The organism is Alkalibacillus silvisoli, from assembly GCF_039521975.1.
GTDB lineage: Bacteria > Bacillota > Bacilli > Bacillales > Alkalibacillaceae > Alkalibacillus > Alkalibacillus silvisoli.
The window spans coordinates 49,061-71,125 of the sequence record NZ_BAAACZ010000028.1 but is presented as its reverse complement, the minus strand read 5'-3'; the positions used below and the strand labels follow the sequence as shown (position 1 = coordinate 71,125).

21 protein-coding genes, 1 pseudogene and 2 riboswitches are annotated in these 22,065 nt (G+C 39.0%); of the genes and pseudogenes, 2 read left to right on the top strand and 20 right to left on the bottom strand.

Going from position 1 to position 22,065, the window contains the following annotated elements:
- Nucleotides 1–64: 64 nt before the first annotated feature.
- A complete protein-coding gene (locus ABDZ63_RS14250) occupies nucleotides 65–505 on the bottom strand; it encodes a DUF4871 domain-containing protein (RefSeq protein WP_343784616.1) in 441 nt (146 codons plus the stop codon).
- A 185-nt stretch (nucleotides 506–690) separates the two neighbouring features.
- Here ABDZ63_RS14250 and ABDZ63_RS14245 point away from each other — a divergent pair.
- Nucleotides 691–1,760, top strand: a pseudogene (locus ABDZ63_RS14245) (IS1634 family transposase); the annotation flags it as partial.
- 203 nt (nucleotides 1,761–1,963) lie between these two features.
- Nucleotides 1,964–3,142 carry a tyrosine-type recombinase/integrase gene (locus tag ABDZ63_RS14240; protein ID WP_343784612.1) on the top strand — a complete coding sequence of 393 codons (1,179 nt, stop codon included), beginning with the start codon at nucleotides 1,964–1,966 and terminating at the stop codon, nucleotides 3,140–3,142.
- Between the two features lie 136 nt (nucleotides 3,143–3,278).
- On the opposite strand, the gene rpsI is transcribed toward ABDZ63_RS14240, so the two are convergent.
- The 19 genes from rpsI to ABDZ63_RS14145 all read right to left on the bottom strand — a co-directional run bounded on the left by rpsI (nucleotide 3,279) and on the right by ABDZ63_RS14145 (nucleotide 21,701).
- Nucleotides 3,279–3,671: a 30S ribosomal protein S9 gene (gene rpsI / locus ABDZ63_RS14235; protein WP_343784610.1), complete on the bottom strand. Its 393-nt coding sequence runs from the start codon at nucleotides 3,669–3,671 to the stop codon at nucleotides 3,279–3,281.
- A gap of 18 nt (nucleotides 3,672–3,689) precedes the next feature.
- Nucleotides 3,690–4,127, bottom strand: coding sequence for a 50S ribosomal protein L13 (rplM, locus tag ABDZ63_RS14230; RefSeq protein ID WP_343784608.1), 438 nt, complete (start codon nucleotides 4,125–4,127; stop codon nucleotides 3,690–3,692).
- A 166-nt stretch (nucleotides 4,128–4,293) separates the two neighbouring features.
- Complete coding sequence (locus ABDZ63_RS14225; RefSeq protein WP_343784605.1) at nucleotides 4,294–5,157, bottom strand: bifunctional 5,10-methylenetetrahydrofolate dehydrogenase/5,10-methenyltetrahydrofolate cyclohydrolase; 864 nt, start codon at nucleotides 5,155–5,157, stop codon at nucleotides 4,294–4,296.
- A 32-nt stretch (nucleotides 5,158–5,189) separates the two neighbouring features.
- A riboswitch (ZMP/ZTP riboswitch) is annotated at nucleotides 5,190–5,272 on the bottom strand.
- A gap of 5 nt (nucleotides 5,273–5,277) precedes the next feature.
- A complete protein-coding gene (gene purD / locus ABDZ63_RS14220) occupies nucleotides 5,278–6,540 on the bottom strand; it encodes a phosphoribosylamine--glycine ligase (protein WP_343784603.1) in 1,263 nt (420 codons plus the stop codon).
- Between the two features lie 120 nt (nucleotides 6,541–6,660).
- Complete coding sequence (gene purH / locus ABDZ63_RS14215; protein WP_343784601.1) at nucleotides 6,661–8,193, bottom strand: bifunctional phosphoribosylaminoimidazolecarboxamide formyltransferase/IMP cyclohydrolase; 1,533 nt, start codon at nucleotides 8,191–8,193, stop codon at nucleotides 6,661–6,663.
- The gene (gene purN, locus ABDZ63_RS14210; RefSeq protein ID WP_343784599.1) at nucleotides 8,183–8,758 is read right to left on the bottom strand and encodes a phosphoribosylglycinamide formyltransferase; all 576 of its coding nucleotides are present in this window, start codon (nucleotides 8,756–8,758) and stop codon (nucleotides 8,183–8,185) included. Before purN ends, purH begins: the two co-directional genes overlap by 11 nt.
- A complete protein-coding gene (purM, locus tag ABDZ63_RS14205; RefSeq protein ID WP_343784597.1) occupies nucleotides 8,755–9,792 on the bottom strand; it encodes a phosphoribosylformylglycinamidine cyclo-ligase in 1,038 nt (345 codons plus the stop codon). Before purM ends, purN begins: the two co-directional genes overlap by 4 nt.
- A complete protein-coding gene (purF, locus tag ABDZ63_RS14200) occupies nucleotides 9,792–11,243 on the bottom strand; it encodes an amidophosphoribosyltransferase (protein ID WP_343784595.1) in 1,452 nt (483 codons plus the stop codon). The genes purM and purF overlap by 1 nt, the downstream gene beginning before the upstream one ends.
- Complete coding sequence (gene purL / locus ABDZ63_RS14195) at nucleotides 11,219–13,444, bottom strand: phosphoribosylformylglycinamidine synthase subunit PurL (protein ID WP_343784593.1); 2,226 nt, start codon at nucleotides 13,442–13,444, stop codon at nucleotides 11,219–11,221. Before purL ends, purF begins: the two co-directional genes overlap by 25 nt.
- The gene (gene purQ / locus ABDZ63_RS14190; protein WP_343784591.1) at nucleotides 13,428–14,111 is read right to left on the bottom strand and encodes a phosphoribosylformylglycinamidine synthase subunit PurQ; all 684 of its coding nucleotides are present in this window, start codon (nucleotides 14,109–14,111) and stop codon (nucleotides 13,428–13,430) included. Before purQ ends, purL begins: the two co-directional genes overlap by 17 nt.
- Nucleotides 14,108–14,365, bottom strand: coding sequence for a phosphoribosylformylglycinamidine synthase subunit PurS (gene purS, locus ABDZ63_RS14185; protein ID WP_343784641.1), 258 nt, complete (start codon nucleotides 14,363–14,365; stop codon nucleotides 14,108–14,110). The genes purQ and purS overlap by 4 nt, the downstream gene beginning before the upstream one ends.
- Before the next feature lie 19 nt (nucleotides 14,366–14,384).
- The gene (purC, locus tag ABDZ63_RS14180) at nucleotides 14,385–15,107 is read right to left on the bottom strand and encodes a phosphoribosylaminoimidazolesuccinocarboxamide synthase (protein WP_343784589.1); all 723 of its coding nucleotides are present in this window, start codon (nucleotides 15,105–15,107) and stop codon (nucleotides 14,385–14,387) included.
- Between the two features lie 56 nt (nucleotides 15,108–15,163).
- Nucleotides 15,164–16,459 carry an adenylosuccinate lyase gene (gene purB, locus ABDZ63_RS14175; RefSeq protein ID WP_343784587.1) on the bottom strand — a complete coding sequence of 432 codons (1,296 nt, stop codon included), beginning with the start codon at nucleotides 16,457–16,459 and terminating at the stop codon, nucleotides 15,164–15,166.
- The gene (gene purK / locus ABDZ63_RS14170; RefSeq protein WP_343784585.1) at nucleotides 16,437–17,585 is read right to left on the bottom strand and encodes a 5-(carboxyamino)imidazole ribonucleotide synthase; all 1,149 of its coding nucleotides are present in this window, start codon (nucleotides 17,583–17,585) and stop codon (nucleotides 16,437–16,439) included. Before purK ends, purB begins: the two co-directional genes overlap by 23 nt.
- On the bottom strand, nucleotides 17,573–18,073 hold the full coding sequence (gene purE, locus ABDZ63_RS14165; protein ID WP_343784583.1) for a 5-(carboxyamino)imidazole ribonucleotide mutase: 501 nt from the start codon (nucleotides 18,071–18,073) through the stop codon (nucleotides 17,573–17,575). The genes purK and purE overlap by 13 nt, the downstream gene beginning before the upstream one ends.
- 199 nt (nucleotides 18,074–18,272) lie before the next feature.
- A riboswitch (purine riboswitch) is annotated at nucleotides 18,273–18,375 on the bottom strand.
- Nucleotides 18,376–18,477: 102 nt separating this feature from the next.
- Nucleotides 18,478–19,215, bottom strand: coding sequence for a tRNA pseudouridine(38-40) synthase TruA (truA, locus tag ABDZ63_RS14160; protein WP_343784581.1), 738 nt, complete (start codon nucleotides 19,213–19,215; stop codon nucleotides 18,478–18,480).
- A gap of 13 nt (nucleotides 19,216–19,228) precedes the next feature.
- Nucleotides 19,229–20,026, bottom strand: coding sequence for an energy-coupling factor transporter transmembrane component T family protein (locus tag ABDZ63_RS14155; protein WP_343784579.1), 798 nt, complete (start codon nucleotides 20,024–20,026; stop codon nucleotides 19,229–19,231).
- Nucleotides 20,023–20,889, bottom strand: coding sequence for an energy-coupling factor transporter ATPase (locus ABDZ63_RS14150; RefSeq protein ID WP_343784577.1), 867 nt, complete (start codon nucleotides 20,887–20,889; stop codon nucleotides 20,023–20,025). Before ABDZ63_RS14150 ends, ABDZ63_RS14155 begins: the two co-directional genes overlap by 4 nt.
- A complete protein-coding gene (locus tag ABDZ63_RS14145) occupies nucleotides 20,865–21,701 on the bottom strand; it encodes an energy-coupling factor transporter ATPase (RefSeq protein ID WP_343784575.1) in 837 nt (278 codons plus the stop codon). The genes ABDZ63_RS14150 and ABDZ63_RS14145 overlap by 25 nt, the downstream gene beginning before the upstream one ends.
- Between the last annotated feature and the right edge of the window lie 364 nt (nucleotides 21,702–22,065).

Below are 22,065 nucleotides of genomic sequence, written 5' to 3'. Positions count from 1 at the left end.
AATCTCGAAATAAAAAAACCTCAACCATGGAAGGCTGAGGCACAAAATGTAATATTTTTATAAACTACTTAACTTCGACTACAAGAGTTTCAAAACGTTCATTTCCCACGTGAGCCTCTAATTCCCAAATGCCACTACTAGGCAATGAAAATGAAGATGGAGCATGAGCATCTGCCCCATTATTTGGCCCACCTAACTTTTCTGTTTCAAAAACGTTCACTCTCTTACCTGTTTCTTCATTAGTACCAATAACTTCAAATTTTCCTTCTAGCTCTTCAGGTTCTCCCCATAAATGCCACATATATTTTTGTTCTTCACCAGCAATGAGAGGAATATCTTCACCGTAAATAAAACCAATTTTATTTTCTTGACCAATCATAGTTTGACCATGAGAACTAAATGTTGGGCTTGTTTCCTTCTCCAATTCTCCGTGCGAAGAACTACAAGCTGATAAAGTTAGAGTTAGTAGTATGAAGAACAAGAATAAATATCTCGGTTTAAACATAATAACACCCTTTCTTATTTTTGAAAAATCAATTTAAGAATACTAATCAATTTTTTAACGTTTTAAGTGGTGGATTATGTAACTTTCTGGTTATGTTATATGCCCTTAACATAAAATACATTTTGCACCAAGTGAAATAATGATATTCTTATACTTACAGAATACCATTAATGAAAGAATATGTAAAGAATCGCCCCAACCCCATTGTACAAATGGGATTATTCAATGATGGCAGTGGTCTTCCGCTCGCTTTTGTAATTAATCCAGAGAGCCGAAATGAGCAACCGACATTAAAGCCTTTGGAGAAAAGAATTTTAAAGGATTTTCATCTATCCAAATTTGTAGTCTGTACAGATGCCGGGCTTTCCTCTTATGAAAATCGGCTTTACAATTCAATGAACGAACGAGCTTTTGTCACAACACAGTCCATTAAAAAATTGAAAAGGCATTTGAAAGATTGGGCGCTTGATCCTTCTGAATGGCAGATGGTTGATTCCACTCAAACAACGGCTTCTAAGAAAAGAAAGCAAACAATTAATCTGAACGATCTCGATCTAGAAAAAGACACGCAAGTGTACCACAAAGAACGGTGGATAAATGAAAATGGACTAGAACAGAAGTTGGTCCTTTCCTTTTCACCGAAACAAGCAAACATTCGAGAGAAACAGATTGAACGTGCCTTAAAGAAAGTAGACAACCCTTCTCAGGTCGAGAAAAAACGAGCAAACTCTCCAGATCGATTTATACAATCCACTCACGTTACAGAAGACGGAAGAATTGCTGGGCAAAGTAAGTACACAATCAATTCTGCACTGGTTGAAGAAGAAGCGAAGTATGATGGATTTTATGGTGTATGTACAAACTTAGAAAGTAGGCCGGGAGAAATTGTTAAAATCAATCAACGACGCTGGGAGATAGAAGAGACCTTCCGTATTCTAAAAAGTGAAATGCGGATACGACCAGTTTTTCTCCAAAGAGATGAGCGGATCAAAGCACACTTCGTCGTGATTCCTTTCATTATTAACCTTCCGGTTAATGGAGAAAAAAATAGACGAATCCGCTACGTGTTGTGAAATCATTCAAACATTACGAGATATGAGGGTATTAGAATTTACAAACGAAGGATATACCCCAACTTATACCAGAACGGACTTAACAGACAAATTACATGATGTTTTCGGCTTCCGGACGGACACTGAGATTGTTTACCTACAAAAAATGAAAAAATTTTAAAAGAGGTGAAAAACATAAATAGTACTCACTTTTGAACACTAAAAAACCACGAAAATGCCTATTACAAAAGCATTCTCATGGTTTTATCTGTCAAAGATAAGATTTTATACTAATTCATGTTAAATAAATTTGCAAGTATAAATTTTATTCTTATATTTTTTTATAAAATACAATATCATAATTGTAATCCCTCTATATTGCCTGCCAGCAAATGGAGGTTTTTTTATGTCTAAAATTTATAAATACAAAAGAAGTGATGGATCAGTAACCTATACGGTTAAGGCCTTCCTTGGCTATGATCTAGAAGATGGTAAACAAAACCAAGTTACGAGAAGGGGGTTTTCAACCAAAAAGGAAGCCAGAGCCTTCCTTTACAACTTGTTATCAGAAGTTGATAAAAATGGTGTTCCTAGTAAAAAGAAAAAAACTTTTGAGGAAATTTATGAAGAATGGTTTGAACAACATCAGAAACGTATAAAACCTAGCACTTCAAAATCCATCGAATCAAAATTCACAAAGAGAATTTTACCTAAGTTCGGTCACTTAGAAATCAAAAAAATCACCCATAAATACTGTCAACAAGTTATTAATGAATGGTCTGAAGAGCTTAAATCATTCAAAGATCTCAAAATTCAGTTGAATTTAGTATTTAAATATTCAATTAAAATGAGTTATCTTTCTCAAAATCCTTTGGACAAAGTTACACTCCCCAAAGCCAAAGATGAACATTATGTTATTGACGAATATGGAGAAAAACAAAATTATTACACTCGTGAAGAATTATTAGATTTCCTCGAATCAATTAAAAGTGAGCCATTAAATTATACATTCTTTCACTTAGCAGCATATACAGGAGCTCGTAAAGGTGAGTTGTTAGCATTAAAATGGTCAGACATTAACTTCTCAGATGGATTATTACACATCAGCAAAACTCTGTACTTTGAAAATAAAACTAATCACTTATTCAAACCTAAAACTACGGAATCCAAACGAAGTATCAGTTTGGATCCTGATACACTATCTGTATTGGAGTACTGGAAAGCAGAGCAACAGGATAGATATACTCAGTTAGATCAACCTGTTCTAAGTGATAGTGAGCAATATATTTTTACTAAGTACCATCAATTCAAAAAAAGAATTACTATTATTAGAACTGCTTATTTCAATGACCAAATTAGTAGGATTCTAAAACATAATCCTCATTTAAGGAAAATAAGTGTTCATGGTTTCCGACACACACATGCCAGTTTATTGATAAGTGCTCAGGCTTCAGCAAACGAAGTAAAGGAACGACTAGGCCACGCTGATATTAGAACAACTTTAAACACCTATGTCCATTTAATGAAAGAAGACAAATTAGAAACAGCAAATAAATTTCATGAATTCATGAATAAGCCATATTAATGGTTTATTCTTTGATTAATGACTCATTTGTGAGTCATTTGTGAGTCATTTGTGAGTCAGATACAAAATATCATTAAAAAAACACCCATTCGTTTCATAACGAATGGGTGTTTGAAACCTTGATATATAAGGTTTTTTAACGCTTTGAGAACTGTGGTGAACGACGAGCGCCTTTAAGACCGTATTTCTTACGTTCTTTCGCGCGAGCGTCACGTGTTAGTAGGCCAGCGCGCTTTAGTGATGTGCGGTATTCTGGGTCCGCTTCTAATAGTGCGCGTGCAACGCCAAGGCGAATTGCACCTGCTTGACCTGTAAATCCACCACCATCAACGTTTACATGGATATCGTAGCTTCCAGTGTTTTCAGTTACGTCTAATGGTTGGTTAATCACACGACGTAATGTTTCGTGTGGGAAGTATTCTTCTGCGTCTACTTTATTTACAACGACCTTACCGTTACCAGGTACTAGTCGTACACGTGCTACAGAGCTTTTGCGACGGCCTGTGCCGTAGTATTGTACTTGTGCCACTTAGATTACCCTCCTTAATTATCCACGAAGCTCATAAACTTCTGGTTTTTGTGCATGATGCTTGTGATCAGCGCCACGGTATACGTGTAGCTTTTTGCCCATTTTACGACCTAGTTTATTTTTAGGTAGCATACCTTTAACTGCTTGTTCAAGCATTCTTTCTGGATAATTCGTACGCATTTCTTCTGCTGTACGCTCTTTTAGGCCACCTGGGTAGTTTGAATGGCGATAATAAATTTTATCAGTTAACTTCTTACCAGTTAATTCAACTTTTTCAGCATTGATGATGATGACATTGTCACCAGTATCAACATGCGGTGTGTAGCTCGGTTTATGCTTACCACGAAGTAATGTCGCAACTTCAGTAGCTAGACGACCAAGAGTTTGGCCTTCTGCATCCACTACATACCATTTACGCTCAACGTTGTTTTCGTTTGCCATAAATGTTGTGCGCATTGCGTTTCCCTCCTGTAATTTCCGTAGTTATATCGTTTTATCTCATCACGAATAGTTTTCCGGGGCTATTACGTGGTAATGATAAAATGCCATAGAATATATTATAATATCTATGGCACTGATGTCAAGCTATATTGCGTTTTTTATTACAAATTTAGTCATGTTTTTAAAAATGGTTAACTGTTCGTTGTACCGCTTTTTGTTGTGCCGCTAATACTGTGTTTCGAAGTAGCATGGCAATCGTTACTGGACCAATACCACCTGGAACTGGTGTGATCGCACCTGCTTGATTATAACATGTATCATAATCACAATCACCTATATTTCCTTTATTGTAACCAGCATCCAGAACGAGCGCTCCTTCTTTAAGCCACTCACCTTTAACAAATTTAGGTTTTCCTACTGCTGCGACAACAATATCCGCTTGTTTAACGATCTGATCTAAATTTTCTGTTCTTGAATGACTAATTGTCACAGTCGCATTCCGGTTTAATAACATCATCGAAACCGGCTTACCTAAAATCGGGCTACGACCAATTACAACCGCATGTTTACCTTCTATTTCCAGATTATAATAATCAATCATTTCCATGATCGCAGCTGGTGTACAGCATGGGTAAGCATTCAATTGAAAGGCTGTTGAACCAAAGCCGTGACTCGTTACACCGTCTACATCTTTTTCTAAAGCAATCATATCAAAAGCTTGTCGTTCATCGATATGACTTGGGACTGGGTGTTGTAATAGTATTCCGTGCACTGTCTCATCTTCATTTAATTGCTTAATCGTTTGTAATAACTCTTCAGTCGTCGTTTCTGTCGGTAAAAAGATCCGTTTTGAATCCATTCCAATTCTCACACAAGCGTTAGCCTTCATTTGTACATATGTGTGCGATGACGGGTTATCACCTACTAGAATGGTCACTAATTTAGGAACTATCCCTTCCTTACTTAAAGAATCGATTGTTCCTTTTAATTGTCCTTTAATCGACTTTGATACTTCTTTTCCGTCTAAAAGCAATGGCTCTTTCACGTTAAAACCTCCTGAAAGTTTAAGAGAAAACATTCTCCTGCCCAGACGACCGACATGACTAACATGTAGCTCCCTTATGGTTATTTCCATTTTGTCGTCAGTTACTACATGCCTTAACAGTTATAACACTTGTAACGCTTTATTAGCGATATCTTTACGGTAAAACACATCTTCTGAATCTAACAGCATCATCTCTTCATAAACCCGTTCTTTTGCTTGAGCAATCGTTGTTCCTTTTGCACCAACTAATAGCACACGTCCGCCGTTCGTTTGCCAACTAGCATTAACTTTCTTTGTTCCGCCATGAAAGGTTAAAGCTTGGGGACTTAGATTATCTAATCCTTTAATTAATTTACCCTTTTCATATGAATCAGGGTAACCCCTGGACGCTAATACAACACCGACCACTTGATCTTGAGACCAACTTAATTCAACTGGGCTTTTATCCAACACACTTTCAATGACTTCTGCTAGGTCTGATTGTAATCGAGGTAATACAACTTGTGCCTCTGGGTCACCAAACCGTGCGTTAAACTCAATCACTTTTGGGCCTTCAGATGTTGCAATTAAACCAGCGTATAAAATGCCTGTAAATGAGCGATTATGGTCAACTAAAGCTTGAGCAGTTGGCTTTAATATTTCCTCAACTGCCTGTTCATAAATCGCTTGGCTAATTTGAGGTACGGGTGAGTATGCTCCCATTCCACCTGTGTTTGGACCTTGATCTTGATCGAAGGCTCTCTTATGGTCTTGTGAAATGACCATTGGGTATACGTTAGTGCCGTTTACGAATGCCATTAATGAGAATTCTTCACCTTCAAGGAATTCCTCAATGACGACACGACTACCAGCCTCACCGAACTTTGCATCTTCTAGCATAGAATCAACCGCTTGCTCTGCTTCAATTACATTCATTGCAACAGTAACACCTTTACCAGCTGCTAAGCCATCTGCCTTAATAACAATTGGTGCTCCTTGCTGTTGGATATACGTTTTTGCTGCTTGTGGGTCTTCAAACGTTCTATGTTTTGCTGTTGGAATGTTGTAATCTTGCATAATAGATTTCGCAAATTCTTTACTTCCTTCGATAAAGGCCGCTTCTTTTGTCGGTCCAAATACTTTCAGGCCTTCTTGTTCGAATTTATTGACGATGCCTTCGATGAGTGGTGCTTCTGGTCCAATAATCGTTAGGTCAATTTGACTTGATTTTGCATAATTGATTAATTGATCATGTTGGTGCTCTTCAATTGGTTCAACATGTGCTACATCCGTCATCCCGTCATTCCCTGGTGCGACAATAACTTGGTCTACACGCTCACTTTGTTCTAACTGCCAAGCTAAAACGTGCTCACGGCCTCCGCGTCCAACCACTAACACTTTCATTAGGACACCCCTCTATTCATCACTAAAGTTTGTTAATGCAGCAGTTTTGAAATTTTCCCCTGCGAAAATTAAAGTAATCCAATGATTTCATTCTATAATCAGACGAATACCTGAAAATGCTTAATGTTTAAAGTGACGCACACCTGTAAATACCATTGCAATGCCATATTCATTACATTTCTTAATTGAATCTTCATCACGTTTAGAGCCGCCCGGTTGAATAATGGCCTTTATGCCTGCTTGATGTGCCGTTTCTACAGTATCATCCATTGGGAAAAACGCATCAGAAGCCATGACAGCACCTTTGGCTTTTTCACCTGCTTGCTCAATCGCAATTTTCGCTGCGCCAACTCGGTTCATTTGACCTGCACCAACACCAACCGTTTGCTTTTCACTAGCTAGTAAAATCGCATTTGACTTCACATGCTTCATTACTTTCCAAGCAAACTTCATATTCGTCCACTCTTCATCAGTCGGTTGACGGTCTGTTACTGTGTCGTACTGCATTTCACTTTCAAAGTATCTGTCTTCATCTTGAATTAATATACCGCCTGATACGGTGGTTAACTTCTCTTGAGGCTTTCCTTGATGAATAGGTACTTCTAGGAGTCTTATATTTTTCTTTTGTGATAACACTTTGAGTGCGTCTTGGGTAAAACTTGGTGCGATCACAACCTCTAAAAATATTTGACTTAAGTCATGTGCTACGCCTTCGCAAACTTCTCGATTAAACGCAACGATTCCACCGAATATCGAAACTGGATCTGCATCATATGCACTCCCGTATGCTTCTTTTAACGTTTGGCCGATTCCGACACCACAAGGGTTAGTGTGCTTAACTGCAACAGCTGCTGGTTCTTCAAACTCCTTAACAATTGCTAAAGCACTATCAGCATCTTGAATGTTGTTGTAAGAAAGCTCTTTTCCATGTAATTGATTCGCATGAACTAATGATGAAGCATCTGCAAACGGGTGTTTATAAAAAGCTGCTGATTGGTGAGGGTTTTCACCGTAGCGTAACGTTTGTTGACGTTCGTATGTCACGGTCTTCGTTTCAGGGAACTGCTCTTTTGCTTCATTGGTTAAATAATCAGCCACAAGCGCATCATACTGAGCTGTATGCCTGTAAACTTTAGCTGCTAGTTTACGGTTCAAATCTTCTAAACAACTAAAATCGCTTAAATGTTTGACTACAAGTCCATAATCAGCTGGGTCGACAACAACACTCACGTCTTGATGGTTTTTAGCTGCTGCGCGTAGCATAGCCGGACCACCGATATCGATATTCTCAATAGCTTCTTCAAACGTTACATCTTCTTTTGCTATCGTTTCTTTAAATGGATATAGGTTAACGACAACTAAGTCAATCGCCTCTATCGCTTGGTCCTTCAATGCTGTCATATGGTTGTCATCACGACGTTTAGCTAATAGACCAGCGTGAACATTCGGATGTAACGTCTTCACACGACCGTCCATTATTTCTGGGAAATGCGTGATCTCAGAAATACTAATCACGTTAAAACCAGCTTCTTCTAAAGCTTTTTTCGTCCCACCGGTAGAAATAATATCAAAGCCTAACTCTGTTAACTGTTTAGCAAAATCAACAATGCCTGATTTATCGGAAACACTAATTAATGCTCGTTTATTTTCCAATTAGCTCATCCTCTCGTATGACTTTCGTTAGAGTCTTGGGTAAAAGTTCATGTTCGACTTGCCTAATTTTCTGCTGCAACGTTTCATATGTATCTTGCTTGGTAACTTCAACAGCTTCTTGAGAGATAATTGGACCGGTATCAATTCCTTCATCAATGTAATGAACGGTAACACCCGTTTTCCCAACTTCAACTTCTAACGCTTGAGCAATTGCATCTTTACCAGGGAACTTCGGCAGCAACGACGGATGGACATTTATAATTCGACCTTCATAAGGCTTTAAAAGCGTGGGTCCAACAATACGCATGTAGCCAGCTAGCGCAACCCAATCAACATCATATGAGTGAATTAAGTCCAACACCTCTTGTTCATATGCTGATTTGTTTTCAAAGTTTTTCGGCAAAATACTTTTTGAAGGAACACCTAAATTTTCAGCTCGTTGTAATGCATAAGCATCATCGCGGTCTGTAATCAGTAAAACAACTTCATACGCATCTGTTGACTTATTAACGACCGCTTCAAAGTTTGACCCACTACCCGATGCTAATACGGCAAGTTTTTTCATGGCCCTGCCTCCCCAGTTAGTGACAGCTCACCCGTCTCATTTACTGAGCCAATGACGTAAGCTTCTTCACCTAACTCTTTTACTCGTAGCAATGCTTCTTCAACATCGTGTCTGTTAATAGCTACGATCATTCCAATTCCCATATTAAAAATGTTGTACATTTCTCGTGGGGTAACGTTACAATGTTCTTCAATGAATGTAAAAATATCAGGCTTCTTAAATGATGTTAAATCAATCGTTGCCCCTAAACGCTCTGGTAACATACGAGGAATATTTTCATCGAAGCCACCACCTGTAATATGAGCGACACCTTTCACATTGATATGTTGTATTAAAGCTAAAATTTGCTTGACATAAATCCTTGTTGGTGTAAGTAAGACATCTTTCAGTGGTGACGTGAACGGTGGATAGACTGCGTTTAGATCCAGATTTTGTTCTTCTAACACTTTTCTTACGAGTGAAAAGCCGTTACTATGCACCCCACTTGATGGTAAACCAATTAATACATCGCCTGATTCAATGCCCTCACCTGTAATTAGATTACTTTTCTCAACTGCACCAACGACAAACCCAGCTACATCATACTCTTCTAGCTCATATAACCCTGGCATTTCAGCTGTTTCACCGCCGATTAAAGCACATCCTGATTGTTCGCAACCATCAGCAATTCCTTTGACGATTTGTTCGATTTTCCAAGGGTTAGATTCACCCAATGCTAAATAATCTAAAAAGTATAGTGGCTCTGCACCTTGTGCGACAATATCATTAACACACATCGCTACAGCATCCACCCCAATTGTATCGTGCTTGTCGGTCATAAAGGCGAGCTTTAACTTCGTGCCAACTCCGTCAGTACCTGAAATTAATACAGGCTCTTCGTAATTCAACTGTGATAAGTCAAATAGGCCCCCAAACCCGCCTAATGCACCCATCGCACCTTTTCGCTTAGTTCTATTAACATGCGACTTCATTCTGTTAACAGCTTCATAGCCTGCTTCGATATTAACCCCTGCTTGACGGTATGCTTCTGACATTAGTAATTCGCCCCTTGTTTAACGACTTCTTTGACTAACTGGTCTTTTTCATGTGGTAACACTGAATTGTCATAAATGTCTGTTGGATAGTTTCCTGTGAAACACGCTAAACAATGACCACAATTCGGACTAGAGTCATCTCGACCAATCGCCTCAACCATTTCACTAGTTGGTAAAAAGCTTAACGAATCAGCACCGATCTCTTCTCGAATCTCTTCAATAGAATAATTCGCCGCGATTAACTCCGATGACGTTGAGGTATCAATTCCATAAAAACATGGATGCTTAATCGGTGGAGAGCTAATTCTGACATGTACCTCTTTCGCTCCAGCCTCTTTAAGCATGGATACGATTCTTCTTGAAGTTGTTCCACGAACGATTGAGTCATCAACCATAACGACACGTTTTCCTTCTACAATCTTACGTACAGGTGATAACTTCATCCTCACACCACGCTCACGCATTTCCTGCGATGGCTGAATAAACGTACGACCGACGTAACGGTTTTTAATTAATCCAAGTTCATAAGGTATATTCGCCTGTTCGGCATAACCAATAGCTGCAGAAATGCTAGAATCCGGTACACCTGTTATAACATCCGCTTCAACAGGGGCTATTTCTGCTAACTTCTTTCCAAGTCGCTTTCTCGTACTATGAATGTTATCGCCATCAACTTGACTGTCTGGCCTTGCAAAATAAACGTATTCCATCGTGCAAATCGAGCGATCCTGTTTGTCTGTAAATGTACTTGAATGTAAGCCATCTTCATCAATGACTAAATACTCACCAGGAAGAACTTCACGGATGTATTCTGCACCAACAACATCAAAAGCGCACGTTTCTGATGCGACTACATATGACTCACCCACTTTACCTAAAGAAAGCGGGCGCATGCCTCTAGGGTCTAATGCCGCAATTAATTGATCTTCTAGTAGCATAACAATTGCAAAGGCGCCTTCAAGTTGTTTTAGTGAGGCTTTAATTCGCTCATGTGGTGGCCTCTTTCCACCTTTTCGAATTAAGTGTGCAATGACTTCTGTATCAGACGTCGTTTGAAAAATGCTTCCCTCATCTTCTAGTTCAGACCTCAATTTTGTCGCATTAACTAAATTGCCATTATGTGCAACAGATAATGAACCGGTGTGAGAATGAAACAGTAGAGGCTGAATATTTTCATATGACTTTTCCCCGGCTGTCGAATACCTAACATGACCGATTGCACTGTGGCCTTGTAACTTGACTAAACGCTCTTCATCAAACACCTCTGTCACTAACCCATGACCCTTTGATTGCTCTAATGTTTGACCGTTAGAAACGACGATTCCTGCCCCTTCTTGACCACGGTGTTGTAAGCTATGAAGACCGTAGTAAGTCATGTGAGCCGCTTGAATATGATTATAAACACCAAAAATTCCGCACTCTTCGTTTAGCCCTTTGATTTCATCAAGCATGGAATAGCTCCTTTCCAGTGGTCTGTTAATGAATCGACGTTTTGATTGATCACGCTTTGTTCATTCCAGTTAATGTTTAACTCTGAATCATTAGTCACTTCACCTACAAATTGAAAATCAGACACATTCTCCTCAAAGTATCCTTGGTTCTCCTTCGCAACTGTTACGATAAAACGCGATTGCGTTTCGCTAAACAACTCTAGTAAATGCTCACCTTGTAACGCTACATTTAAACCGTAAGAAGTGCCCATCACTTTTTCTGCAAATGCAACAGCTAAACCACCCTCTGAAACATCGTGTGCTGATTGGATAGCACCTTGTTGAATCGCGTTTAATAGCTGTTCTTGACGCTGTTTTTCCACTTGTAGATCAATCTTCGGTGCTGCACCTTCATATTTTCCGTATAATTGCTTTTGAACTTCACTTCCACCTAAATCAAGTGACGTTTCACCAATAACATAAACTAAATCACCTGCATGCTGAACTTGCTGCTTCGTAATATGTTCAACATCATGAATCAAACCAACCATCCCAACAACAGGGGTTGGATAAACACTTATACCATTTGTTTCGTTATAAAGTGATACGTTTCCACTGATTACCGGAGTACTTAATTGACCGGCCGCTCCTGCCATTCCATCTGTCGCTTTTTCCATCATCCAAAAGTTTTCTTCTTTTTCCGGATTACCAAAGTTCAAGCAGTCGGTTAACGCTAGTGGCTCTGCACCTGAACAAATGATATTGCGAGCCGCTTCAGCAACTGCAATTTCACCACCCGTTTTAGGGTCTAACTGTAAATAACGGGAATTACAGTCTGTCGTCATCGCTAGCGCTTTATTTGTCCCTTTAATGCGAATGACCGCTGCATCTGATCCTGGCGCGATAACTGTATTCGTTTGGACCATATAATCGTATTGATCATACACCCATTCTTTACTTGCAATCGTAGGTGCTTTCAATAGATTTACTAATAACTCATTAGCATCCTCTACCTCTGAAAGTTCTAGGTTGATAGACTGATTACGTTTAAAAGCTTCTGGTTCTTTAGACGGTAAATGATAGACTGGTGCATCTTCTGCTAGAGCATCTACTGGCATATCAGCTACAATTTCACCTTTAAAAGTTAAACGAAGCCTTTGATCATCGGTTACCGTTCCAACTTCAACCGCTTCAATGCCATATTTTGAGACAATATCTTTAATTTCTTGTTCGTGACCTTTTTCGATGACTACAAGCATACGCTCTTGCGATTCTGATAGCATCATTTCATATGGCGTCATGTCTTGTTCACGTTGCGGAATTAGATCTAAATTCATTTCAATTCCAGTACCTGCTTTACTTGCCATTTCACTCGCCGATGACGTTAAGCCTGCAGCACCCATATCTTGTATCCCAACTAATGCATCTGATTGGACTAACTCTAAACAAGCTTCTATTAACAGTTTTTCCATAAACGGATCGCCAACTTGAACTGCTGGACGGTCTTCCTTTGAATCATCTGTTAATTCTTCAGAGGCAAAAGTAGCACCATGGATTCCGTCACGCCCTGTTTTAGATCCAATATACATAACCGTATTACCAATACCCTTTGCTTGCCCGACTTGTAGGTTGTCATGGTCGATTAATCCAACGCACATCGCATTTACAAGTGGGTTACCTTTATAACAATCATCAAATTGAATCTCACCGCCAACTGTTGGAACACCGACACAATTCCCATAACCAGCAATACCAGCCACGACTTCTTCAAACAAATACTGCGTGCGAGGCTGATCAAGCTCACCGAAACGAAGAGAGTTTAATAACGCTATAGGACGAGCTCCCATCGAAAATACGTCACGTATAATTCCACCGACACCTGTTGCAGCACCCTGATGCGGCTCAATTGCAGACGGATGGTTGTGACTTTCGATTTTAAATACAGCTGCTTGCCCATCCCCAATATCAACAACACCCGCCCCTTCACCAGGACCTTGTAAGATGTGATGACCTGTTGTCGGGAATTTCTTTAATAGTGGGCGAGACTTTTTATAACTACAATGCTCACTCCACATAACAGAGAAAATTCCTGTTTCAGTATAGTTTGGCAAACGCGACAAAATTCGTTCAATTAACTTAAACTCTTCATCTGTTAATCCCATCTCACGATAAAGCTTCTTTTCTTTAACCTCTTCTGTATTTGGCTCAAGAAGTAATGACATGGTGCTCCCTCCAATTTGTTAACATTGACTGAAATAATTTCAAACCATCAGCACTACCTAATATCTCATCAACCGCTCGCTCTGGATGTGGCATCATTCCTAAGACGTTACCCTTTTCGTTAACAATACCAGCGATGTCACTAACTGAGCCGTTCGGGTTATTAACATATCTAAAAACAATTTGATTGTTTTGTTCAAGACGTTTTAGCGTCTCTTGATCACACTCGTAATTGCCTTCAGCGTGAGCGATCGGTACATTGACCTTTGCATGTAAATCGTAGCTTGTTGTGAAGAATGTTTCGTTGTTTTCGACCGTTAACTCAACAGGGCGACAAATAAACTTCAGCGCCTCATTCCGCTTCATAGCTCCTGGTAGTAAACCGGTCTCTAGTAAAACTTGAAACCCATTACAGATCCCTAAAACAGGCTTACCAGATTCCGCAAATTGCTTCACCGATTCCATGACATTAGAGAAGCTTGCAATTGCACCTGAACGTAAGTAATCACCGTATGAAAACCCACCTGGCAGTAAAACGGCATCATAGTTTTCTAGATTAGTTTCTGTATGAAAGACATAATCGACCTCTTCTTTTAAACCAGCTTCAATTGCATGAAACAGATCCATATCGCAGTTCGAACCTGGAAACACTATGACAGCAAACTTCATCTTACAATAACCTCCTCTGTTTCATAACGGTAATCTTCAATGACTGGGTTAGATAACAGTTGCTCACACATGTACGTCACTTGTTCATCTACTGATTGGTTAGCTTTCGGTTCAAGATTAAACTCCATATACTTCCCGACACGCATACCCTCTACATTATCAACATCCATCGCTTCTAACGCTTGCTCAATTGCTTTACCTTGAGGATCGAGTACTCCTGCTTTCAACGTTACGTATACTTTTACTTTAATCATCACTTTAGCACCCCTTTTCTTAATCATTAACAACTGCGCCTTTTAAACGCGTTAAAATCGTTTCATATGCCTGATCGACTTGCCCTATTCCTTCTCGAAAAACATCTTTATCTAGCTTTTCATTAGTATGAACATCCCAAAGTCGGCAGGTGTCTGGAGAAATTTCGTCTGATAGAATTAATTCTCCTTCTTTATCAAACCCGAACTCCAACTTGAAATCGACTAGCTCTACATCACACGCTTTAAAATATTTCGTTAAATGGCGATTTACTCTAAGCGCGATTTCTTTCATTTCATTTAGTTGGTTACTAGATACTAAGTTTAAAAATTTTATATGATCTTCATTGATTAACGGGTCACCTAAGTCATCATCTTTGTAGTAGTATTCAGCAATCGTAGTGTTTAATGGTATCCCTTCTTCTAAGCCGAGCCTTCTTGCAAGACTTCCTGCTGCAACATTTCGAATGACTACTTCAATTGGAATAATTGATGTCTTCTTAACGAGTTGTTCTGTTTCAGACATACGCTTAACAAAATGGTTTGATATACCTGCTTTTGAAAGTTGCTTAAACAATAGTGATGATATTTCATTGTTTAAGCGCCCTTTGCCTTTTGCTTGTTCTTTTTTCTCTCCGTTAAAAGCTGTTAAAGCGTCTTTATATTGAACCCAAAGAATGTTTGGCTCTGTAGTTTCAAACAACTGCTTTGCTTTCCCTTCATACAACATTGCTCGCTTTTCCAAAGAGATACCTCCTTGTTTTTGGTTTTCAAACATGCGACAACAGTAACTTCAAAATCTTATTTCAGTCCTAAACGCTCAAAAATCATATCGACATTTTTCAGATGGTAAGTTGGATCAAAGCATGCCTCTATATCTTCTTGGCTAATCGCATTTGTAATTTCTTCAGTCGAACGAATTAAATCTGGGAATGATACGCCCTCTTCCCACGCCTGCATCGCTAATGGTTGAACAAGGTCATAAGCACGTTCACGTGAGAAGCCTTGATCAATTAAAGTCAGCAATACGCGCTGTGAGTAAATTAATCCATAAGTTCGGTCCATGTTTGCTTTCATATTGTCTTCAAATACAGTTAACTTCTCGATAATCCCTGTAAAACGATTCAACATATAATTAAGTGCAATCGTCGCATCAGGAATAATGACGCGTTCAGCTGAAGAGTGTGAAATATCACGTTCATGCCATAGCGGTACATTTTCATAAGCTGTCATCATGTAACCACGAATCACACGTGCCAATCCTGTCATATTCTCTGAACCAATTGGGTTACGTTTATGCGGCATGGCAGAAGAACCCTTTTGCCCTTTAGCGAAAAATTCTTCTACTTCACGCGTTTCACTTTTTTGTAAGCCGCGAATTTCTACAGCCATCTTCTCAACCGATGAGGCAATTAAAGCTAATGTTGACATGTAATCAGCGTGACGGTCTCTTTGTAGCGTTTGAGTTGAAATTGGCGATGGTGTTAAGCCTAGACTTTCACAAACAAATTTCTCAACAAATGGGTCTATATTGGCATATGTACCAACTGCTCCAGATAATTTACCAACTTCAACCCCTTTAGCAGCCGCTTCAAATCGTTCGATATTACGCTTCATTTCCTCAAACCAAAGCGCTAGTTTTAAACCAAAAGTTGTCGGTTCTGCATGAACACCATGTGTACGCCCCATCATAATCGTATACTTATGCTCTTCTGCTTTCTTTTTAATCACATTTAAAAAGCGTTCTAAATCTTGACGAATTAAATCATTCGCTTGTTTAATTAAGTACGATAAGGCTGTATCCACGACATCAGTTGACGTTAATCCATAGTGCACCCACTTCTTTTCATCTCCTAACGTTTCTGAAACCGCACGTGTAAACGCAACAACATCGTGACGTGTTTCTTGCTCAATTTCTTGAATCCGACTCACATCAAATGATGCCTTCTTACGTATTTCCTTCACATCTTCTTTTGGAATATCACCTAACTCCGCCCATGCTTCACAAGCTAAGATCTCTACTTCTAACCAAGCCTGAAATCGATTTTCCTCTGTCCAAATATTGCCCATTTCTTCACGTGTGTAACGTTCGATCATGTTGCTCCCTCCAAATGTTTAATTGTTTGATCTGTTTTAACATATCATTAACATCGTCTCCAACAAAGTTTATATGCCCCATTTTTCGATTATGTTTTGCATCTTCTTTGCCATATAAATGTAGTTTGGCATGTGTGAGATTTGTTATTTGTTCTTTAGCATGATTTAAATGTTGCCCTAATATGTTCGTCATAATAACCGGGCTTAGCAGATTTACTTCACCTAAAGACCAACCACAAATTGCTCTTACATGCTGTTCGAACTGTGAGGTTCCACAAGCATCCATCGTATAATGACCCGAATTATGCGGTCTAGGTGCTACTTCATTAACATAGATTGTGTCATCTTGGCCTAAGAATAATTCAACCCCTAACGCACCGATCACACCTAGCGATTCAGCAATACGAACAGCAACTAACTTAGCTTCTTCTTCGACTGTCAGAGAAACTCTAGAAGGTACAATTGAATGATGTAAAATGTGATTGACGTGAATATTTTCTGATACTGGATAAGTAATGACTTCACCCTTCGTACTTCTTACGACCATGACCGATAATTCTTGTTTAAAGTCTATTTTTTCCTCTAAAATACAAGAGCCTTGTTCTAATAGTTGAACCGCTTCTGACAAATCGCCTTCTGTATCTATAACCACTTGACCTTTTCCATCATAACCAAACCGTCTCGTCTTAAGGATTGCTGGATAGCCAATTTGAGCAAGTGCATACTTTAGATCTTCATAGGTATCAACTAATTTAAAATGGGCGACTTTTACGCCACTTGCCTCCATCGCTTGTTTTTCAAATGCTCGATCTTGTGTCGTCTGAATTAATTGGCTACCTTGTGGTAAGTACGCATGTTGCTCTAAATACTCAAGTACGTTAACGTCAACATTTTCAAACTCATAAGTGATTACATCTGAAGCTTCTTCTAAACGTTTAGCGGCTTCTAAACTTGAATAAGGTGCCACGATCTTTGCATCTGCAACTTGACCTGTTGGCGAATTGTCGGCTGGGTCTAATACAACCACTTTAAATCCCATCGCTTTAGCAGATAAAGCCATCATACGACCAAGTTGGCCCCCACCAATTATACCTATCGTTGAACTCGCCCCAATTAAACGTGCCATGTTTGTAGCTCCTCATTACTAGATTCTACTTTATCTTTCATTTGTTTGCGGTATGTTTGTAACCTCTCATAAATAGACGGGTCAAAAGCAGCTAATTGTTGTGCAGCTAACAACCCTGCATTTTTCGCTCCAGCTTCACCAATTGCTACTGTTGCAACAGGGACTCCACCTGGCATTTGAACAATTGATAGCAATGAGTCTAAACCATTTAACGTTTTAGACTCAACAGGAACACCGATTACCGGTAAGACCGTTTTCGCTGCAACCATTCCTGGTAAGTGTGCCGCTCCACCAGCTCCTGCTACAATGACTTTTAATCCACGTTCATACGCTGACTCTGCATATGTAAACATCTTCTCAGGTGTTCGATGAGCAGAGACAACCTCTTTCTCATAAGGGATCTCTAACTCTTCTAAAATATCACACGTATGTTTCATTGTTTCCCAATCAGAAGTGCTCCCCATAATGACACCTACTATAGCTTTCATCTATGTCATCCTCTCCATTGAAAAATAAAAAGCAGACTACTCTCCCACTATGAGGAAAGCAATCTGCATAACATGATAACGAAATATCTACCGATTAAGAAGCTTTTAAGTCAAAGCCAGAGGTCTAGATGTATTGATGTAACTAGAGAGTTAATTGACATGCTCTAAACTACAAAATAGACACTACACCCTTAATCAAGTAACCAGATCACTCCCTCATAGTCCAGTCGTTTACGGCGAACTGGGTAGAGACTTATGGGCCATATTCCCAACATTATATGAGGGTATAAAATTGTTTAAGTTTCGTATTTACAATTACATTATAACACGATTAACATGATAATCAATTATTAATTATGTAAAAACCGAAAAAAAACATCAATATAAGTTTTAATGTTCGGTTTTTAATAAACCACCTTCCATAAATACAACCCGTGACTAGGTGCTGTTAAACCAACAACTTGGCGATCTAACGTCGCAAACGCTCGGTCTATACACGATTGATCCCTTCTCCCTATCCCAATTTCAACTAACGTACCAACAATAATACGAACCATATGGGTTAAAAAGCCGTCTCCCCTAACTTCAATGACAATACGCCCAAACTCTTCTAATACGTCAATAGCATGGATCGTTCGCGTTTTATCACCTTTTACATTAGATTTTGATGCTGAAAAAGCAGTGAAATCATGTGTTCCCTCAATTCGCTTAGCTGCTATTTTCACTTGATCTATATTAATCGGTTTTATGACATGCCATTCATACATTCTCTTAAATAAATCATATTCACGTTGATTGATGATTTGATATCGGTATATTTTTTCTTTTGCACTTTTTCGAGCATGAAACGATTCATCCACTTTTTCAACATGCTTAATTTGGATATCAATTGGTAGTAATGTTTGTAGTGCATTGCGCCATGCTGAACAATCCAGAGTCAATGGTGTATTAAAATGAATGACTTGATCAATAGCATGAACCCCTGAATCCGTACGGCCTGATGTAAAGACTTTAATGTCTTGACGATGTATTTTGGCTAAAGCCTGCTCAATCACTAACTGCACAGTCCGCTTCTCTAATTGAACTTGATAACCCGCAAAATCGGTCCCGTCATATGCAAAATGAATTTTAATTCGTTCCATGTCATCTTTCTCCTTACGTTCTAAGCATAAAAAAGATCAATAATATGAAAGTAAATATTATGATCACGACTAAATCTAACTTTTGATACTTTAACTGGCGAAACTTAGTCCGCCCCTCATCTCCACGATAACCTCTTGCTTCCATAGCTAAAGCAAGCTCTTCTGCACGTTTAAACGCACTAATTAATAACGGAATTAATAAAGGTAACAATGCTTTAAAACGATCTTTAAATTTACCTTGAGTAAAATCTAACCCTCTTGCAGCCTGGGCTTTTGAAATCTTATCCATTTCTTGCATTAAAGTTGGAATAAAGCGCAGTGAAATCGACATCATAAGAGCCAGTTCATGCACAGGGAATCGTAATTTTTTTAACGGTTTTAATAAAGATTCTACCGCATCAGTAACTGAAAGTGGTGTTGTTGATAATGTGAGAAGAGTAGCTAATAAAATTAATAAAAAGATTCTTGATGCAATATTAATCCCTTGTATGAGGGCTCCATCATATATATTAAACCCAAATATATCAAACAATACTTCTCCTTCACTATTAAAAATAACGTGAAATAAAAAAGTAAAGGCAATAATCCACCAAACCGGTTTTAAACCTTTTAATATATATGAGCTTGGGATTTGCGAGAGTCCTACACTTATAAATACAAAGAAATACAGTAACATATAACTCCAAAAACTATTTGCCATAAATACCGCAATGACAAAAAGGAAAATGATGATGATTTTAAGTCTTGGGTCAATCCGGTGAATAATGGAGTCTCCTGGAACATATTGACCAATAATTAGCGACTGATTCAAGAGGTCGCACCTGCCTTTATATATTCAATTAAGGTGCGGCTAATTGCCTCCTCTGTATACTCCTTTTCTTGCCACTCTAGTCCTAAGCGTTCTTTCATATACCGAATGGATTCGATTGGTTCGGGTATATCAAGTCCAATCCTCCTTAATCGCTCTTGGTTATGCATAAGGTCCTCAGGCTTATTAACACATTCAATTTGCCCTTGATTCATGACAACGACTTGTTCAGCATAATTTAAGGCATCCTCCATACTATGAGTGACTAAAATAATCGTATGTTGCTTCATTTCGTGCAAAGCCTTAAACATTTGAAGCATTTCCTTTTGACCTGATGGGTCTAGTCCTGCGGTTGGCTCGTCTAAAACGAGTACTTGAGGCTTTACTAAAAGCATACCTGCAATAGCGACACGCCTCATCTGTCCACCACTTAATTCAAAAGGTGAGCGTTCTAAAACTGTATGATCTAAACCAACTTGTTCCATAACATCATTTAATTCTTTTTCGACATCTTTCACGTTAAATCCGAAGTTTTTCGGGCCAAAGAGCAAATCTTTCTTCACAGTTTCTTCAAACAATTGATGCTCAGGGTTTTGAAAAACAAGCCCTACTTGTTGTCTTAAATCTTTAAGCTGTTTAGATGTGGCACCTGGTAATTCAGTATTACCTAAGGAAATTTGTCCACTTGTCGGTTTAAGTAAACCATTTAAATGTTGTAATAAGGTCGATTTACCAGAGCCTGTATGCCCAACAATAGCAATGAATGAACCCGACTGAATTTCTAAATTAATAGTCTTTAAAGCGTGATGACTAAATGGCGTATTCGGTTGATATGTATAATTTACGTCTTTAAATATGATGTCCATAACTCATCCACCAGCTCTTTAAAATGTAACGGTTCTTGTTTAATTTCAATCGAATGCTTTTGTAACTCACTATAAACTCTTGTAACAAATGTCGGCTCAAGTCCAACCTCTTGTAGTTTTTCACCATATTGAAAGAGCCTCCTTGGCGCCCCTTGAAACCAAACCTCTCCTTCACTTAGGGCAACAACACGATCGGCATACGCTGCTTCATTTAAGTCATGTGTGATCGTTATAACTGTTAAATGGTGCTTTTCGTGTAATGAACGAATCATTTGAATTAGTTCTTTCTTTCCAGTTGGGTCTAACATAGAAGTAGCTTCATCAAAAACGATTACATCAGGCCTCATTGCTAAAACACCAGCAATGGCTACACGTTGCTTTTGGCCACCTGAGAGCTTAATGGGTTCATGCCATTTATATAAAGCCATATCGACTTGTTTTAGACTTTCATCAATGCGGCCAATCATCTCATCCCGAGGAACTCCAAGGTTTTCTAACCCAAAGGCAACATCATCAATAACTGTAGTGCCGACGAACTGATTTTCAGGATTTTGAAATATCATGCCGACATGTTTACGAATCTCATAGATCGACTCTTGTGATACCTGCGTTCCATCAACTGTTACAATGCCATCGTTTGGCATTAATAGACCATTTATGAGTTTCGCTACTGTCGACTTACCTGAACCATTATGGCCGACTAATGCAATCCACTCACCTCGATTAATCGTTAAGTTGAAGTTGTCTATAACATTGGTTGTGTGTGGTTTATACCGGAAAGATACTTGATTAAACTCAATCAACAAAAGCACTCCTCATGCGACTTTTAATCAATTGTATCACAAATAAAACAAGGGTAGGATTCACTTAGTCAAAATGCTTGTCTGAGACGTCTATGCCACCTTGATAAGTAAATAACAAGAATAATAAATTATGTCTCGCTAGTAACGCTCCGAAGTATGCTTCCTCGGTGCAAAACACTACGATGTCTAATCGATGAGGCTGTTTGGCCATGAGCCGTGCTCGCGGCAAAGAAAACACTGCGACAAACGACCGTAGGGAAGTTTAAGCAGATGTTGCACTTGTGCCCTTTGGGTGCAAGCATCCACCGTAAGCGGAACACCTGACGCCGGGCGGCCGCCATCCAAAACCTCACTCTGAATTGTGTTTCTACCC

What these genes read in the sequence shown, in the direction of transcription:
- ABDZ63_RS14150 (WP_343784577.1), bottom strand. Translation starts at nt 20,889, where the DNA reads ATGGACATCATATTTAAAGACGTAAATTATACATATCAACCGAATACG.
- purQ (WP_343784591.1), bottom strand. Translation starts at nt 14,111, where the DNA reads ATGAAGTTTGCTGTCATAGTGTTTCCAGGTTCGAACTGCGATATGGAT.
- purB (WP_343784587.1), bottom strand. Translation starts at nt 16,459, where the DNA reads ATGATCGAACGTTACACACGTGAAGAAATGGGCAATATTTGGACAGAG.
- purD (WP_343784603.1), bottom strand. Translation starts at nt 6,540, where the DNA reads ATGAAAGTGTTAGTGGTTGGACGCGGAGGCCGTGAGCACGTTTTAGCT.
- purK (WP_343784585.1), bottom strand. Translation starts at nt 17,585, where the DNA reads ATGGCACGTTTAATTGGGGCGAGTTCAACGATAGGTATAATTGGTGGG.
- purF (WP_343784595.1), bottom strand. Translation starts at nt 11,243, where the DNA reads ATGCTTGATGAAATCAAAGGGCTAAACGAAGAGTGCGGAATTTTTGGT.
- truA (WP_343784581.1), bottom strand. Translation starts at nt 19,215, where the DNA reads ATGGAACGAATTAAAATTCATTTTGCATATGACGGGACCGATTTTGCG.
- purM (WP_343784597.1), bottom strand. Translation starts at nt 9,792, where the DNA reads ATGTCAGAAGCATACCGTCAAGCAGGGGTTAATATCGAAGCAGGCTAT.
- purL (WP_343784593.1), bottom strand. Translation starts at nt 13,444, where the DNA reads ATGTCATTACTTCTTGAGCCAAATACAGAAGAGGTTAAAGAAAAGAAG.
- ABDZ63_RS14250 (WP_343784616.1), bottom strand. Translation starts at nt 505, where the DNA reads ATGTTTAAACCGAGATATTTATTCTTGTTCTTCATACTACTAACTCTA.
- purE (WP_343784583.1), bottom strand. Translation starts at nt 18,073, where the DNA reads ATGAAAGCTATAGTAGGTGTCATTATGGGGAGCACTTCTGATTGGGAA.
- ABDZ63_RS14240 (WP_343784612.1), top strand. Translation starts at nt 1,964, where the DNA reads ATGTCTAAAATTTATAAATACAAAAGAAGTGATGGATCAGTAACCTAT.
- rplM (WP_343784608.1), bottom strand. Translation starts at nt 4,127, where the DNA reads ATGCGCACAACATTTATGGCAAACGAAAACAACGTTGAGCGTAAATGG.
- purN (WP_343784599.1), bottom strand. Translation starts at nt 8,758, where the DNA reads ATGAAAAAACTTGCCGTATTAGCATCGGGTAGTGGGTCAAACTTTGAA.
- purS (WP_343784641.1), bottom strand. Translation starts at nt 14,365, where the DNA reads ATGATTAAAGTAAAAGTATACGTAACGTTGAAAGCAGGAGTACTCGAT.